The organism is Kitasatospora sp. Xyl93, assembly GCF_055383135.1.
In genome coordinates this window covers 6136218-6151995 of sequence record NZ_AP029185.1, presented here as the reverse complement: position 1 = coordinate 6151995, position 15778 = coordinate 6136218, and the positions used below count along the sequence as shown (strand labels likewise).

The following is a 15778-nucleotide window of genomic DNA, read 5'->3' as shown; positions in this document are numbered from 1 at the left end:
CCATGCCGAGCGCCGCCGCTGGCTGCGCACCGTGCTCGCCCAGGTGGATAGGGGGTGACCGAATGACGCGCGACGAGTGGGGTGACCGGAAAGCACCGGGAACCGGCTTACCCCCGGCACCCCATGGCCTTCCTCCCGCCGTATCGCCAGGAGAGGATACGCGGGAACCCGTTGCCGTACACAGCGGGCATTCTGGCGGCGCTGCGTACGGCCCGACCTTGGGAGAACGACTGGCCGCGCAGACGCGGGCACTTCGGGCACGCCGGACGGCCAGGCCGGGATGGCTGGACGCGCTCGCGCCGGTGCTGGAGCGGGAACGTACGCTGCCGGTGCCGGAGGCGAGCCCGCGTCGCCGGAGCGAGACCTACATGCCGCCGGTCGGGGACAAGGCGCTACAGGAAGTGACCTGGCCGGCGCCGACCAACCCGGCTTCTCTCCAGCGCCCGCCGGGGGACAGGGGCCGGCCACTCCGGGGAGACCTGCGGGAACGGCTGGTCCCCATGGTGGGACCCGGTGTGGACCGGGTGCGGATCCACGACGACGAACACGCCGACCGGGTCGCCGCAGCGTACGGCGCGGACGCCGTCACTATCGGGGAAGAGACCTTCCTCGCGAGCCGTGGGTCCACGCGGCCGGAGAATATCGCGCTGCTCGCCCATGAGCTCTGGCACGCGACCGAGCCGGGCCGCACCGGAGGCGCCCCGCACCGGTCGACCACGGCGGGCGCGGCCGAGGAGGAGCGGGCCGCACTTGCCGTCGAGCAGCTGTACCTCGATGGCGTGATGGGTACACCGGTTGCACAGCCCCCGGCGCCGCACCACGCGACTTCGGCATGGCCGCCGACGCCCTCCCCGTCAGCACACCCGGGGACAGCCCCGGCGCCGCACCACGCGACTTCGGCATGGCCGCTGACGCCTCCCGTGTCCGCGCCGCCGACGCCCTCCCCGTCAGCGCACCCGGGGACAGCCCCGGCCGCCCCCGCTGCCCGGCCCATGACCGCGCGTCCCGACCGGCATGCCGAACTGTCCTCCGCCGCCCTGGACCCCGGGGCGCTGCGCGACGTGGTACGTGAGGTACTGCACGGTGAGTTGCGCGACCAGGCGGCACGCCAGCTGAGGGCCGACCTCGCGATCGAGTTGGAACGGGGGGCCTAGCGGTGGCCGTGCAACTCTCCAAGGCGCTGATCGTCGACACCCTCACCGGTGAGCGGACGCCGGTCCTGTACAACCCCGAGGAGTACCGGATCGAGCAGGGCAACGAGCTCGCCGAGATCGGGATCCCGGGGCTGGCCGCCTCGCCGGTCCAGTACGTGCGTGGCCGGACCCGCACCCTCACCATGGAACTGTTCTTCGACACCTACGAACAGCAGACCGACGTCCGGGCATACACCCAGCGGATGGCGCGGCTGCTGGACCCGGCGCCGCGCACGTTCGCCCCGCCCGTGCTGCTGTTCGTCATGGGAAGGTTCGCATTCCGATGCGTTCTGGCCGCCGCCGACCAGCGGTTCACCATGTTTCTGCCCGACGGCACCCCGGTACGGGCCTGCGTGTCGGCCACCTTCCGCGAGTACACCGAGGTGGAGTTCGACACGCAGCAGGCCTTCTTCGTCGGCCCGCCGACCGTGCACAACATCACCGACCGGGACACACTGCCCGGTCTCGCCGCCACGTACCTGGGCGACCCGGCCCGCTGGCGAGAGATCGCCGACGCCAACCACCTGCCCGACCCGCTGCGCCTGCCGCCCGGCCGACCGCTAGTCATCCCGGACCGGTGAGCCATGGACACGTTCGCACCCAGAGCCGACATCAGGGTCAGCGGCGCCACGCTCGCCGCCGACGTGAGCCGCCACCTGCTCAGTGTCCGCTACGACAACTCGCTGGATCTGGCTGACATGTTCACCGTCGTGCTGGACAACAGCGGCAACCGGTTCACCGACTCCGCACTCTTCGACCTCGGCAAGAGCGTCGAAATCCACATCGGCTACGGCGGGCGGCTCACACCCATGATGCTGGGTGAGATCGCCTCGATCGAGCCCGACTTCCCCGAGTCGGGTGCGCCCACGTTCACCATCCGGGGGTACGACAGGTCGCACCGGCTGCGGCACGAGATGCCGGACCGGCCTGCGTTCCGCTTCACCAACGACAGCGCCATCGCTGCGCAGATTGCGCTGGAGGCCGGTCTGATCCCGGTCGTCGATCCCACGCCTTTCCCGCACACCGTGCTGCACCGCACCTCCACCGACATGGCGCTGCTCAAGGAACGCGCGGCGGCCAACTTCTTCGACGTGTATGTGTGGTGGGACAAGTTGTACTTCCGCTTTCCCCGCCCGCAGACCGCGGCACCGGTGCTGGAGTGGGGCAGCAATCTGTCGAGTTTCAGCCCGCGGGTGACAAATGCCGGAATGGCGGGGCTTCAAGTGGTACGCGGCTACAGCCAGGAACTCGCCCAGAGCATCGTTGGCGTGATGAGCGCCACCGCGCTGGACCTGGACGCGATCCTTGAGCGGCTGGGCAGCGCAGCGCTGGGGGCGTTGACCGGGCTGGGCCGGCGGGTGGTGCGCGGCAAGCCGGTCACCACGCCGCTCGACGCGATCGCGCTGGCCAAATCCCTGCTGCAGCAACTACTGGAGGGCATGTACGAGGCGACGGGCACCTGCATGGGGATGCCCGAACTGCGCGCGGGCCGCTTCGTGGCGGTCCGAGGCGTGGGACGGCGGTTCAGCGGCATGTACCGGCTGAGGCGGGTTGTCCACACGTTGGACTCACGGGGCTACCGCACCGAGTTCGAGGTGACCCAACGCGCCGGGGCGCACGTTACGCAGTTGCTGCGCAAGGCACTGTCGGAGGATCCCCCGCCGGACCGGCCCGAGTCCCCGCAGGGCGTCGCGGTAGCGGAGGTGGTGGCCGCGGACCCCGCCCGGTACGAGGTGGCGATCCGCTTCCCCTGGTTCTCCGACATCCCCGACGTCGTGGCGGCGCCCGTCGTGACGCCCATGTCGGGGCCGGACGCGGGAATGTTCTGCCTGCCCAGCCCGGGTGACCAGGTGCTGGTGGCCTTCGAGCACGGCGACTTCAACCGGCCGTACGTCATCGGCTCGCTGTGGAGCACCACTACCGCCAAGCCGGTGATCGCCCCGCCGGGGGTCAACACGGTACGCCGGATCAAGACCCCGGCCGGCCACAGCGTCACCCTCGACGACACCCCTGGCATGGAGAAGGTGGTCGTGGAACACAAGTCGGGCAGCTCGCTCACCTTCACCCCGACCGGCGACATCGAGATCGTCGCCCAGGCCTGCGTTCCGCGTAATTCAGCGGCCTAGAGTTGCGGATCTGGGGTGTGACCTGCGCGGACATAGGTGAGGGCGCCTGAGAGTCGTTTCTCTAGGCGCTGGTGTTTGTGCTGGTCAGCGGGGTGCGGGTTCGAGGGCGATGATCTGCTTCGGTGCGGGGATGCCGAGCTTGGCCAGGAGGTCGGCCTGGGGCTTGGTGAGGGTGGTGACCTGTCGGAACAGGCCGGTAGGGCCGGTGAACGTGCCAAGGTGGAGCCGGTCGAGCTCGCGGCGGACGGTCGTCCAGGTCGCGTCGGTGGTGGTCTCGATGATGCGGATCAGCAGCAGGGCGAGCCAGCAGAGGACGACGTGTGCGCGTATGCGCTCCTCGAGCCGGTGATAGACGGGCCGCAGGTCGATGATCTGTTTCATGTCCCGCCAGCCCCGCTCGACTTCAAGGAGTTGCTTGTAGCCGAGGGCGATGTCCTCGGCCGACAACTGCGGGTCGGAGCATCGCAGCAGGTACTTGCCGTCGAGGTTCTCCTCGGCCTTGATCTTCGCGGTGTCGATGCGGAGCTTGCCGGCCGGGGTGGTGCGGAGGTAGCGGTTGAGGCCGGGCTTGTCGGCGAGCTTGCCGCGGAGTTCGCCACGCTTGAAGTCGCTGAGCTTGTCGGTGCCTTCGATCAGGGTCGTGAGCTGGGAGACGAGCTGTTCGCGTATGTGCTGGTCACGGGTGGCGGCTTCGGGGTTGTGGCAGATCACGAACCGTTCGGTGTCGGAGATCCGCACCTCCTTGACCCGCATGTTCCCGGCGATCTCGCTGTAGCGGCCCTGGCGGGACAGGGCGGCCTTCACCTCCGGGCTGCCGGAGCGGAGTTTCTCGCCGACGATGTAGGCGTGGTCGCCCTGGCGGAGGTAGCGGCGGTTGCGTTCGCTGGAGAATCCCCGGTCGGTGACCCACACGATCTTGCTCAGGGTCCAGTCCCGCATGTCGTCCTTGACCTGCCGGATCAGCTTCTGGTCACCGGTGTTGCCGGGCCAGGACCAGACGCGGACCGGGATCCCGTCCCTGGTGACGGCCATCCCGATCACGATCTGCGGCAGGTCGTCGCGGGAGTCCTTCGATTTGCCGAAGGTGCGGAACCCGGCCTGCTCCGCGGACTCGCCGTCCTCTTCGGCGGTTGGGCCGTCATCCGTCAGGAGGCGGCCCTTGGCGTCGCGGGCAACGGGTTCGTCAGCCTCCTCCAGCTCGAAGTAGGTGCTGGTGGTGTCGAAGAACAGCAGGTCGACCTCGAGGTTGAGGAGGTTCGCGACCTCGTCGAACACCCGCTTCTCCAGGTCGTCGGTCACCTCGTGGAGCCAGTCCATCGCCCGGTAGCAGGCGTCGTCGTCGGTGGCCGGCAGGCCCTCGACGTGCACGTCGTGCGTGACCCAGTCCGCGGCGGCCAGCTTCGACGACGGCGCCAGGGCCCGGTTCGCGACCAGGGAGAACAGCACCCGCTCGGTCACCGACATGTCCCGGCGCCGGCCCCGTTTGGGCTGCCCGACCTGCCCGACGATCCTGTCGATCCTCAGCCGCCGCCAGAATTGGTCGAGGACGTAGGTGCCGCCGAACGGGACCGACGAGACGAACTCCAGGTCACCCGCCGCCGTCGACGCCAGTGCCTCACCCGGCTCCAGCAGCCTCGATAGAGACGCGACCAGGCGCTTGACCGCGTCCCGGTCGAGGTCGTCCTCACGGCCGAACGTGAACAGGACCTTCGGGACCGCCCGGCCCTTCACCGGATCCCACTCGTTGTGGGCCAGGTGCAGGTACCGGACCGTGCCGGACTTGTTCTCCCGCTTCGTCGTCTTCACGTACACGACTCCAGACCCTACGGACCAACTCCAGGTCGGCGCAGGCGAATCCGCAAAATCGCGTCTCTAGGCGAATCCGACTACGTCACCAGCCACCAACCCACTGACCTGCACCTTCAACCCGGCAGGAACTCCAGACCCCCCGAATTACGCGGAACGCGGGCCAGGACGTCCGGGTGAAGGTGGAGGGCACGATGGATGTGAGTGGGCCGGTATGAGTGCAGAGGTGTTGACCCGGGCGAGCACTCTCACCTGTCAGAGCAAGGGCAGCGTGACGCCGACCGCGGCGCACGCGCTGACCGTCGCCGGGGTGAGCGTGCTGACGGCGCCGGACGTGGTCGGCCTCGCCGTGACCGGATGCAAAAAGCAGGATCAGGCGCCCTTGAAGAAATGCCTGAACGTTTGGCCGCCGGTCGGCGGATCGGCCACCCGGCTGACCGTTGACGGCGTACCAGTCCTCACCACGGCAGGGTTCGCGGCAGCGACCGACGGGTTCGGCCCTCCCTTTCCGCAACCCGATCCTCCAAAACCGCCGGGGCAGGGAAAGTTGCAAGCGGTCGCCAACCAAAGCTGTCTGAAGGGGGAGTGAGCATGGACGGCAAGGGTGTGGCCTTCCCGGTGGGCTTCGACGCCACCGGCGCGATCGCCGAGTCCTCGGGAGTGGAGCGGATCCGGCAGTCGATCGTGATCGTCATGAGTACGCGGCCCGGTGAGCGGATCATGCATCCGGATTTCGGGTGCGGGCTGCACAGCCTGGCCTTCGCACCCAACACACCGGCCACCGCCAATCTGGCCCGGCACTACGTGAAGTACGCACTGGCACGATGGGAGCCGCGGATCGAGGTCACCGAGGTCACGGTTGCCAACGACTTGAGCTCCGCCGCACTGATGATCGACATCACGTACGGGATCCGGGGCAACGGAGACCGGCAGTCCCTCACCCTGTCGTTCCCCCTGGAGCAGCCCTCATGAGCGCGGAACGCGGCCGGCTGCCCCTGCCCGACCTGGACAACCGGTGCTGGGCCGACCTGGTCGCCGAGGCCAAGGAGCTGATCGGCCAGTACGCCCCACAGTGGACCGACCGCGGTCCGAGCGACCCCGGCATCGCGTTGATCGAGCTGTTCGCCTGGCTCGTCGAGGGCCTCATCTACCGGCTCAACCAGGTGCCGGAGAAGAACTACGTCGCCTTCCTCAACCTACTTGATATCACCCGTCTTCCCGCCACCCCCGCCCGCACCCTGCTGACCTTCACCGCGCAGACCGGCCAGACCGCCACTGTTCCCGCAGGAACCCGCGTGCAGACCATCGGCAGCGAGTCGCAGGCGCCGGTGGTCTTCCAGACCGAGGCCGAACTCCTGGCTCTGCCCGCAGGGCTGTCGATGACCGTCCGCTACGTCGCACCGCCGGCACCCGCGGCTGCCATCGCGGACATGACCGGCATCACGGACGGCGTGGAGGTACGCGTCCCCGACGGCGGTACCGGGTACCTGCTGCTCGGCTTCGACCCCGCCTTCACGCAGCCGATCGAGCTGCTGGAGGTGTACGGCGACCCGGGCCAGGCGGCATCAGGCGAGCCCGCCACCGTCAGCTGGCTGTTCTCGGCCAACGGTGCCGATCCGGCCAACTGGCCCGCCCTGACCGTCGAGCAGGACACCACCCATGGCCTGACCCAGGCAGGTCAGGTACGGCTGCGGCTGCCCACCACACCGCAGTGGGCCACCGTGGATCCCGCAGGCTGGCCATTCCAGCCGAACCAGCCGAAACCGGACGCGGGCAAGCCACGCCGCTGGATCGGACTGAAGCTGGGCAACGAGAACGAGCCGGGTGAACCCGTACAGGAAGCACTGGTCCGCGTACGCCACCTGCTGCCCAGCACAGTTCCGGCGACCACTGCCCTGACCGCGGGCCGGGACGCACCCGAACAGCTCGGCACGGCCGGGCGAGCCCCCCGCCAGGTCTTCGAGCTGCGAAACCGGCCCGTGTACCGGCAGCCCGGCGGAGACTCCCCGTACGACCACGTCAAGATCATGGTCGACGCTGAGCCATGGGTACTCGCCGAGGAACAGGTGGAAGGGCGGAACAAAGCCGTCAGGCTCGACCCGGTTACTGGGGAAGTCGTCTTCGGCGATGTGGGACCCATGCCGCCGCAGGGCGCCGAGATCACCGCCGTCTACCGCCACGTCGCCACGGCCGCCGGGGGCAACGTGCTGGCCGGAATGGTCACCACGCTCGCCGAGGGCGTGCCGGGGATCGTCTCGGTGACCAACCCGGTACCCGGCACGGGCGGTGTGGACGAGGAGCCCATCGAGGAGACCAAGACTCAGGCGCCGCTTCTGCTGCGCACCCGGGACCGGGCGATCACCGCCGAGGACTATGAGTTCCTCGCCCGCAAGGTGCCCGGCGTCGCGATCGCCCGCTGCCTGGCGCCCCGGACGCAGGACAATGACGGCCCGTCCGGGAAATGGCTGAAGGGCGACCCGTGGACATTCGCCTCCATCTCCCGCGCACCCGGCCATGTGAACCTGATCATCGTGCCCGACCTCGGCGTGGCCGAACCGCAGCCGCAACCGTGGGTCGAACTCATCCACGACGTGATCGCCGCCCTGGACCCGCGCCGAGAGGTGACCGCCCAGTTGGAGGTCCACCTCCCCCGCTACCTGCCGATCGAGGTCACGGTGGACGTACGGGTCTTCAAACGGGCCATCGACCTGAACCTGACCAGCGGTCTCGCGGCGGAGAAGGAGTGGGTCAGGAGCCAGGTCGCCGCATTTCTGCACCCGGTGCACGGAGGGCCGGGCGGGCACGGCTGGCAGGTCGGCCAGAGCGTCTACCTGCCTGACATGTACGAGGCGGTCAGGCTGAAAAGCGAGATCGGCTACCTCGCCGACCTGCGGATGCGGCCGGTCACCCCTCCGCCCTACCACCAGACCGGCGAGCAGTGGAACCCCGACCTCCACCGGCCCATCTCGCTCCCGACGGCCTTCGGCCCGCAGGTGCAGGTCACCGATTACGAACTGGTCTGCTTCGGCTCCTGTGAGACCACGGGGGCGGAAGAATGAGCAGCTACCTCGACTACCTGCCGCCCGTTCTGCGGTCACCGGACCTGGGTCGCATGTTGGAGATCTTCGAGAAGCTACTGAGCGGGATCGACGACGGCATCGCGACGCGCAGCACCCCCGTCGCACTGACCATCGACACGCTGCCCGACCTGTACGACCCCGCGCGCACCCCGGAGCAGTTCCTCCCCTGGCTCGCCGGCTGGCTGGGTTTCGAGTTGCGGCCCGGCCGGACCCCGGCGCAGCAACGGCGGGTCGTGGCCGAGGTCATGCGCCTGCACCTGCTCCGGGGCACGCTCGGCGGGCTGGCCGGGTTGCTCGACCAGGCCGTCGCCATGCCGCAGCGACAGCGGATCACCCTCGACGCCGGCGCCAAGGTCCTGTTCGCCCGGCCGGTGCCCGGCCGGGAGACCTGCGTGCACGCCCTGCTCTCCCAGGGTCCGTACATCCGACCAGCTCCCAACCGTACGCTCGCCTACCCCGGCCTGGTCAGCCCGCAGTGTCTGGCCATCACCCCTGGCGGCGATCTCATCGTCGGCGACGCGGGCGGCGTCGGCGGCAAACCCAAGCCGGGCGTCTGGCGGATCACCCGGACCGGCGCGTACGCCGACCAGGCCGGAGGGCCGCCGGTGCCGCGTCCCCTCGGTTCGGCCGACTGGGACCTCAACGCGCCGGTGGCCGTCGCGGTCGATCCCACGCCACCTGGCTGGAAGCTCTACGTGCTCGATGTGCAGCCGAACAGTCTACGGCTGTCCCGGCTGGCTTCGGACACCCCGTTCCAGCAGGAGACGGTGCAGCTGCACGCATCCGTGCGGACCGTCGTGGACATCGCGGCGGCGGCCATCGACTCCGGGCACCTGCTGATCCTCAACAAGAAGGACAAACGGATCGTCGACATCGACCTGGCCGCCCCGGCCGCCAAGCCTCGCACAATCCCGCTGCCGGGGCTGACCGGTCCCCGGTCAATGACGATCGCCGCCGACGGTCACCTCCTCATCGGTGACGCACGCGCCGAAGGGCCAGCCGACCTGTTCCGCGTCGACCGGGCCGGAGACGCCCCGGCACCGCTGCTGGCCGCCGTCCCCGCGGCGGACAACCCACTGCTCGCACCGTATGCCGTGGTCCAGGAGGACACGAACGTACTGCTCGTCCTCGACGTGGGACTCCAGCCCGACCAAGACTCCCATCACCCCTACCTGTACAACACACTGCGCCCCGCCGCCCTCTACCGGGTGGACCTGCGCGCCAACCCGCCGCGGGTGACCACGGCCACGAAGCAGGGGGGCCTCGTCTTCCCCCGCGGCATGGTCTGGCGCGAGGGCACCGCCTACCTGTGCGACGGAGGTGAGCCGTTCAACAGCAAGGACACCAGCCCCCGGCGGAACTTCCGCGCGTCGGCCAACGAACTGGGGGTGATCGTGCACTTCGCCAGCACAGGGGCCACCGAAAAGGACCAACGGGCCGCCCTGGGAAGCATTGCCGACACCCTCGACCGGGAACGGCCCGCGTCCACCCTGACCACCCGGCTCACCGCCATCGGCGCCCACTAGGAGCACCACATGCCAGAGAAGCTGATCCGTACCAGCTATGTGGACCCGACGGTCGACCCGCCCGAGCCACGGCAGGGCGACACAGGGTTGCAGGAGAGCCGGCAGGACCAGGAGGGGTACTTCGGACCACTGCACCGCATGCACGGCTCGGAGCTGCACAGTTGGGGGGTGGCCTCCGGGCTGAAGGTCACTGCCACGATCGGCCAGGCCGGGCTGCAGGTACTACCAGGGGTAGCACTGGACGCACGGGGCCGGCTGATCCCCCTGGTCGTCGGCGGCCATGCCAAGCTGGTCCAGGACAGCATGGTCCCAGTGACCGCAGAGGGCGTGGCGTTGTCCACGGTCGGACTGTCCGGGAAGTATTTCCTCACGATCGGCTGGGAGGAGACGTTCAACCTCGCCGGGGTTGGGTCAGGCACCTTCAACACCGAAACCACCCCCCTACTTCAGCTGCGCGCAGTCGATACCTTCCCCGACGACGGCGAGGAGATCATCCTGGCCTGGGTAGAGCTCGACGAAGACGGCACGGTCATGAACACGGCCGCGGACAGGCGAAGGGCCACTGGGATCTCAGTCGGCAAGATCGAACTGCTGAGCCTCGTAGATGAAGTAGACGCTGACCCCGGGACCCTGGTCAGCGTCTACAACGAACCGGCCGCCGTGTTGCGCACCTCCGGCGGCGGCGCAGCGCATCTGCAGGCGTCCTACTTCGGCGTCGCCCGCCGGGACGCCGCGGCGCTGCTTGCGGTGCACACCAACTCCGGCCTGCTCAACGTGAACGGCAGAACCGTACTTACGCCAGCCGACCCGTCCGTCCCCCAGAACACTCTGGACGTGAAGGGCGTCGCCCTGGTCCGGGGCTCTCTTGGCATCGGCAAGGAGACGCCGCCGGAGACGACCCTGGACGTGAACGGCGACGCCGTGGTCCGCGACCGGCTCTGCGTCGGGCGCACCGAGGCACTCGGGCGTGTGCACGCCATCGACACGGGCGGATTCGGCGGGGAGGACAGCGACGGCACAGCGCTCGTCTCCAACGTTCCTCTGGTCGCGCAGTCCAACGGCACGGCCATCGGGATCCTCAACGGCAACAAGCGGCAAGTGTTCGCGATCAACATCGAGGGTAACGCGGGTACCGCCGGCTTCCGCGGCACCCCCACCTTTTACGACAAGGCCTGGGGCGAATGGAAGTTGGCATTCGCCATCAGGGGCGGCACACTCGCCGTCGGCCACAACAACCCCTCGGCTGGGACTCGGCTGGACGTGTTCGGGAGCAGCAAGGATCGCATCAACCTCGAGAGTGCAGTGAACGTGATCGCCGAGGAGGCCATCGGCATCAAGGTGATCAATTATAGTGAAACTGGCGAATTTCCCTCTCTGGTCCTCATCCCTTCTGGTGATGGCGGGCAGCAGGCGGCCCTGATGTGGGGGAACGTCGACATTAGAGGCACGCTGACCAAGAGCTTTCTCCAGTTCAAGATCGACCATCCGCTCGACCCCGCAGGCCGGTACCTGAGTCACGGGGGCGTCGAGAGCAACGAGATGAAGAACATCTACGACGGGGAGCTCGTCCTGGACGAGAGCGGCGAGGCCGAGATCTCGCTACCGGACTGGTTCGAGGCGCTCAATGAGCGGTTCCGCTACCAGCTCACTCCTCTGGGCCGCCCGGCCCCGAACCTTCACGTGTCCCGGAAGCTGGCGGACAACCGATTCGCCATCGCCGGCGGCGAGCCGGGCACCGAGGTCTGCTGGCAGGTCACCGGGGTTCGACATGATCCGTACGCGCTGGCCAATCCGCTGGTCGTGGAGAGCGACAAGGAAGGCGAGGAGTACGGCCGCTACCGGCACCCGGAGCCGCACGGCGCAACCCCCGACCTGGCCATCGGCCACAGCATGCGGGCGGTGCGCGCGGAACATGACGACCAGGTATGAGGCTGTCGTGACGACGGAACGCCTCGATGCGCCGCCGGAGGACTGCGACGGCGAGCGTTCCCCCATGCCGTTCCTCGACTGCCTGAGACGGCTCGACGCCCGGCTGGCGGAGGCCGTAGCGGCGGCTCAGGCGTCGTACGGGGCCGGGGCCGGACGGGATTCCTTTCGCGGCTTGCACATCGGTGCCGACGACGTGACACGGATGCTGAGCCGCGCCCCCGCCGCGTCTCCGACCGGGCCGGGCACCGCCGCCGACATGCCCGGACTGGCATGGCTGGCGGAGCGGTATGCACTGTCCGTGTTCGAGCTGAACGTGCTGCTCGTGGCGCTCGCCCCGGAGGTCGACCTGCGTTACGAGCGGCTGTACGGCTACCTCCAGGACGATGTGACCCGGCGTCGGCCGACTGTGGAGCTGACGCTCAATCTTCTGTGCTGCGGTGTCGCCGAGAAGATGCGGCGGCGGTGCGACTTCGCTGCCGACGCCCCGCTGCTGCGGCACCGGCTGGTGCGGCTGGTCGCCGACCCGCACCAGGTGGAACCGTCGCTGCTCGCCCGGTACGTCGTGCCGGATGAGCAGATCGTTGACGTGCTGCTCGACGTTTCCGGCCTGGACCGGCGCCTGACCGTCTGGTGTCGGCTCGTCCACGCCGGTGAGGACTCCGACTCGAGCTGGGGTGCGAACAGGGCTGCGGACCTACGAGACCTGCTCGTCGCCGGGCAGCGGCTTTACCTGCGCGGCCAGCCCGGCTCCGGGCGCGGCCAGGTCGCCCAGGCGGCCGCCGCCGGGCTGGGCAGGCCGCTGTTCCACGGCGACCTGGCGCTGGCCCCGGCCGACCCCGCGGCGTTCGACGAAGCCCTCCGCTGCTGCCTGCGCGAGGCCGAACTGTACGGTGCGGTGCCCTATCTGGACCGGGCCGACACACTGGACGGGCAGCGGCGGGAACTCGCGGTGCGCGCCCTGGCCGAGGCGCCGGGGCCGGTCGTGCTGGCCGGGACCGCGCCGTGGCCGCCGACGCCTTCTCCGCTCGCTGTACACAGTGTCGAGTTCGCGCCACCGGAGGCGGCCGAGCGGCGCTCGTGCTGGGCTTCGGCGCTGGACGGGCGGGCGGTTGTGGCCGACGACCTCGACGTACTGGCGGGGCGCTTCCCCCTCACCCCCCGCGCGATCGCCGAGGCGGCCGGCCTGGCACGCGGCGACACGTTGGCCGAGTTGTCGGCGGCCGCCCGTACCACGGCCGGGCACGAGTTCACGGAGCTGGCCGACCGGATCGAGCCCCGGGCCTGTTGGGCCGACCTGGTGCTGCCCGAGGACGAGATCTGCGCGCTGCGCGAGATCTGCGCGCGGGTGGCCGGACAGGGCCGGGTCCTGGGCGACTGGGGGTTCGGGCGCAAGCTGTCCAGGGGAACCGGAGTCGGCGTGCTGCTGGCCGGGCCGCCGGGCACCGGCAAGACCATGGCCGCCGAGGTCGTCGCCGGCGAGCTTCACCTGGATCTGTACCGGCTCAACCTGGCAGGGGTCGTCAGCAAGTACATCGGCGAGACGGAGAAGAACCTCGACAGGATCTTCGGCGCCGCCGAGCGGGCAGGCGCCATCCTCCTGTTCGACGAGGCCGACGCTCTGCTAGGTAAGCGCAGTGAGGTGCGGGACGCCCATGACCGCTACGCCAACATTGAGGTCGCTTACCTGCTCCAGCGGATGGAGGCATACCAGGGCGTCACTCTGCTCGCCACGAACATGCGGCACAGCCTGGATGAGGCGTTCACCCGCCGCCTGGCGTTCACCATCCAGTTCCCGTTCCCGGACGAGGCGAGCCGGGCCAGGATCTGGCGAGGCATCTGGCCGCAGGGCGCCCCACTCGCTCCCGACATCGACACCGACGCACTGGCCGCACAGTTCACGCTCAGCGGCGGCCACATCAAGAACATCGCCCTGGCCGCCGCGTTCCTGGCCGGCCCAGGGCCTGTGACGATGGCTCACGTGCTGCACGCGGTGCGCCGCGAATACCAGAAGATGGGCAAGACGCTCACCGACGAGGACCTGCTCGGGGTGCCCGATGGCTGACACGGTGAAGAAGACCACGGAGCCCGCCAAGACGGATACCACCGCCTCGGACGGCCCGATCGCCGAAGCCGCCAAGGCCCCGCCCGGCCCCGGCAGTGACCTGCTGGACGTCCAGCGAGCCGCCGGCAACCAAGCAGCCCATCAGGCTGCCGCCGCCCAGCCACCGGAGCCGTCCGGCGTCCTCGGCTATCTGGCGAGCTGGGCCATCGACTTCTTCACCAGCGAACTCACCGGCTCCGGCCCGCAGCAGCAGATCGCCGCGGCGGCCATCCGCGGGTTCGTCTTCACCCTGGCGAAGGAGGCGTCCCTGGAGGGGGCGGCAGCGGGCCTCAAGGAACTGGCCACGCCCAAGAACATGGCGGAGTTCGTACTGGCATATGAGGCCGGGGCGATTCTGGGCTTGGTCAGCCCGGTCACCAATCTGTTCGGCATTGCCGTACTCGCCGAGCAGATGCAGAGGATGGCGATCGACCTGGGACGCGCGGCCTGGGAACACCCAAAGGAGCTGATGGCTGAGGCCCGCGCCCTTGGAACCGAGTTCCAGAACTTCCTGAACAACGCGCGAAACACCCTCACCGCGGCCGAACTCCTCAAGCATGTGGTTGAGCTGTCCGACACCGTGGAGAAGGCTGCAGGCGCGGCGGGCAGCCGTGCCGCCCAAGCCGTGGCCCTGCATTTCTCCGGCAAGGAGGAAAAGGAGGAGCCCAAGCGGCCCGGCGCGGCCCCGGCCGGCCCGGCGGCCCAACTCGAGCAGTGGGCCACCGAAACCCGCAAGAAAATGACCGACACCCAGTGGTCCAGGCGCGGCTACAACCTCGGCTACGACGTCGGGGCCGTCGTGAGTAACACGCTGCTGACCGTTCTCAGCCTCGGCGCAGGGGAGGCGGTGGCCGCGATCGGCGCCCAGCTGGGCAGGCTCGGCGGCCTGCTGGCCCACGCCGGCAACATCGTCCAGCAGGTAGGCGAGGCGATCACGGCGATCGAGGCACTCATCGGGGCACTGGTGAGCAAGCCCATGAAGTGGCTGGAACCCGTCATGAAGCCGTTCTTCGAGCTGCTCAAACGCTTGCGGAAGCTGCTCGGCCTCGTCGAGAAGGACGCTGCCAAAGCCGCCGTCACAGCCCTCGAGGAGGGTGCAGCCATGGCCGCCCCCAAGCCACCCGCCACCCCGAAACCTTCTGCCACAAAACCGCCCCGTACCCGCACGTCAGAGCCTTCGGTACGCAAACGTGTGGCAACGGAGGCGCCGAAGGTTGGGGTAGCCACGGGGGCGCCGAAGGTTCGGGTCGCCACGGAGGCGCCGAAGGTTCGGGTCGCCACGGAGGCGCCGAAGGTTCGGGTCGCCACGGAGGCGCCGAAGGTTCGGGTCGCCACTAAGACGGCGGTCGTGGGCGAGCTCGAACCCACGACCCGGCCCAGGACGAAGCGCGCGATCACCGCCACGTCCCCGCCCAAGAAACCGGCCACGGCTCCAGCCAAGTCCGCGACGGCCTCACCCAAACCCGTACCTCCCAGCAAAGCCACGCCCAAGGCACGCAGGAAGCCTAAAGCTGAAACGCACACAGAAGACCTGCTGATCGACGAGGTCGATGTACTGGCACAGCAGGGAATGAGCACGAAGAAGTCACTCCAGGAACTCCTGCAAGAGGCGCGCGAAGGCACGGAGTTCGAGAAGAGCCTGGCCTCACCGCAACGGCGCGGGCAGGTTCCCATCTATGACAAGCGGGGACGCCGCAACCGGCTCGACTACTATGACGAGGAAGCAGGCGAGATCATTTCCGTGAAGAGCCTGGCCAGCAAAAACGGGCAGATCGCCCTCGTTGACGAGTTCACCATGCTGAAGCATTTCCAGGAATTCGCCCTCAAGTATCCTGATAAAGCACTAGTGATCGAGGGGAAGCTGGCCGGAAGATTCGTGGAAGGCCGCTACGTTCTCGAAGTTCCGCAACAGTTCCTCCGGATTCCGGAGCGGATCATCGAGCTGGCCCGCGAAAGCCACGTAACGATTCGGGACACGACCGGGAGGATCTGGCAGTAGCCTCGGACCGGCCAGCGA

Annotated in this window: 11 protein-coding genes and 1 pseudogene; 11 read left to right on the top strand and 1 reads right to left on the bottom strand. The window is 68.9% G+C overall.

The genetic code is table 11. The features are described 5' to 3' along the window. Nucleotides 1-2 precede the first annotated feature (2 nt). From ACZ5GH_RS27255 to ACZ5GH_RS27240, 4 genes and pseudogenes are all read left to right on the top strand, one after another. Nucleotides 3-668, top strand: a pseudogene (locus tag ACZ5GH_RS27255) (eCIS core domain-containing protein); the annotation flags it as partial. Nucleotides 669-992: 324 nt separating this feature from the next. After that, nucleotides 993-1154, top strand: coding sequence for a hypothetical protein (locus tag ACZ5GH_RS27250; RefSeq protein WP_464336950.1), 162 nt, complete (start codon nt 993-995; stop codon nt 1152-1154). 2 nt (nt 1155-1156) lie between these two features. Beyond that, nucleotides 1157-1774, top strand: a complete 618-nt coding sequence (locus tag ACZ5GH_RS27245; RefSeq protein ID WP_464335517.1) for a CIS tube protein — start codon at nt 1157-1159, stop codon at nt 1772-1774. A 3-nt stretch (nt 1775-1777) separates the two neighbouring features. Further along, entirely contained in the window at nt 1778-3319 is a 1542-nt protein-coding gene (locus tag ACZ5GH_RS27240) for a phage baseplate assembly protein V (RefSeq protein ID WP_464335516.1), read from the top strand. 84 nt (nt 3320-3403) lie between these two features. Here the strand turns inward: ACZ5GH_RS27240 and ACZ5GH_RS27235 are convergent, their stop codons facing one another. After that, a complete protein-coding gene (locus tag ACZ5GH_RS27235) occupies nt 3404-5131 on the bottom strand; it encodes an IS1634 family transposase (protein WP_464333317.1) in 1728 nt (575 codons plus the stop codon). Nucleotides 5132-5339: 208 nt separating this feature from the next. Between ACZ5GH_RS27235 and ACZ5GH_RS27230 the strand changes: the two genes are divergently transcribed. Genes ACZ5GH_RS27230 through ACZ5GH_RS27200 form a run of 7 tightly spaced genes read left to right on the top strand, consistent with a single transcriptional unit; the run spans nt 5340 to nt 15760 of the window. After that, the gene (locus ACZ5GH_RS27230) at nt 5340-5714 is read left to right on the top strand and encodes a hypothetical protein (protein WP_464335515.1); all 375 of its coding nucleotides are present in this window, start codon (nt 5340-5342) and stop codon (nt 5712-5714) included. A gap of 2 nt (nt 5715-5716) precedes the next feature. After that, entirely contained in the window at nt 5717-6097 is a 381-nt protein-coding gene (locus tag ACZ5GH_RS27225) for a GPW/gp25 family protein (protein ID WP_464335514.1), read from the top strand. Next, the gene (locus tag ACZ5GH_RS27220; protein ID WP_464335513.1) at nt 6094-8184 is read left to right on the top strand and encodes a baseplate J/gp47 family protein; all 2091 of its coding nucleotides are present in this window, start codon (nt 6094-6096) and stop codon (nt 8182-8184) included. The genes ACZ5GH_RS27225 and ACZ5GH_RS27220 overlap by 4 nt, the downstream gene beginning before the upstream one ends. Next, nucleotides 8181-9731, top strand: a complete 1551-nt coding sequence (locus tag ACZ5GH_RS27215; protein WP_464335512.1) for a phage tail protein — start codon at nt 8181-8183, stop codon at nt 9729-9731. The genes ACZ5GH_RS27220 and ACZ5GH_RS27215 overlap by 4 nt, the downstream gene beginning before the upstream one ends. Before the next feature lie 9 nt (nt 9732-9740). After that, nucleotides 9741-11660 (top strand): hypothetical protein, encoded by a 1920-nt coding sequence (locus tag ACZ5GH_RS27210; protein WP_464335511.1) that lies wholly within the window; start codon nt 9741-9743, stop codon nt 11658-11660. Between the two features lie 7 nt (nt 11661-11667). After that, nucleotides 11668-13722 carry an ATP-binding protein gene (locus ACZ5GH_RS27205; protein ID WP_464335510.1) on the top strand — a complete coding sequence of 685 codons (2055 nt, stop codon included), beginning with the start codon at nt 11668-11670 and terminating at the stop codon, nt 13720-13722. After that, a complete protein-coding gene (locus ACZ5GH_RS27200; protein ID WP_464335509.1) occupies nt 13715-15760 on the top strand; it encodes a collagen-like triple helix repeat-containing protein in 2046 nt (681 codons plus the stop codon). Before ACZ5GH_RS27205 ends, ACZ5GH_RS27200 begins: the two co-directional genes overlap by 8 nt. Nucleotides 15761-15778: the final 18 nt, after the last annotated feature.

Bases quoted from the DNA above. Each gene is read 5' to 3' on its own strand.
- ACZ5GH_RS27250 (WP_464336950.1), top strand. From the start codon at position 993: ATGACCGCGCGTCCCGACCGGCATGCCGAACTGTCCTCCGCCGCCCTG.
- ACZ5GH_RS27240 (WP_464335516.1), top strand. From the start codon at position 1,778: ATGGACACGTTCGCACCCAGAGCCGACATCAGGGTCAGCGGCGCCACG.
- ACZ5GH_RS27230 (WP_464335515.1), top strand. From the start codon at position 5,340: ATGAGTGCAGAGGTGTTGACCCGGGCGAGCACTCTCACCTGTCAGAGC.
- ACZ5GH_RS27225 (WP_464335514.1), top strand. From the start codon at position 5,717: ATGGACGGCAAGGGTGTGGCCTTCCCGGTGGGCTTCGACGCCACCGGC.
- ACZ5GH_RS27220 (WP_464335513.1), top strand. From the start codon at position 6,094: ATGAGCGCGGAACGCGGCCGGCTGCCCCTGCCCGACCTGGACAACCGG.
- ACZ5GH_RS27215 (WP_464335512.1), top strand. From the start codon at position 8,181: ATGAGCAGCTACCTCGACTACCTGCCGCCCGTTCTGCGGTCACCGGAC.
- ACZ5GH_RS27210 (WP_464335511.1), top strand. From the start codon at position 9,741: ATGCCAGAGAAGCTGATCCGTACCAGCTATGTGGACCCGACGGTCGAC.
- ACZ5GH_RS27200 (WP_464335509.1), top strand. From the start codon at position 13,715: ATGGCTGACACGGTGAAGAAGACCACGGAGCCCGCCAAGACGGATACC.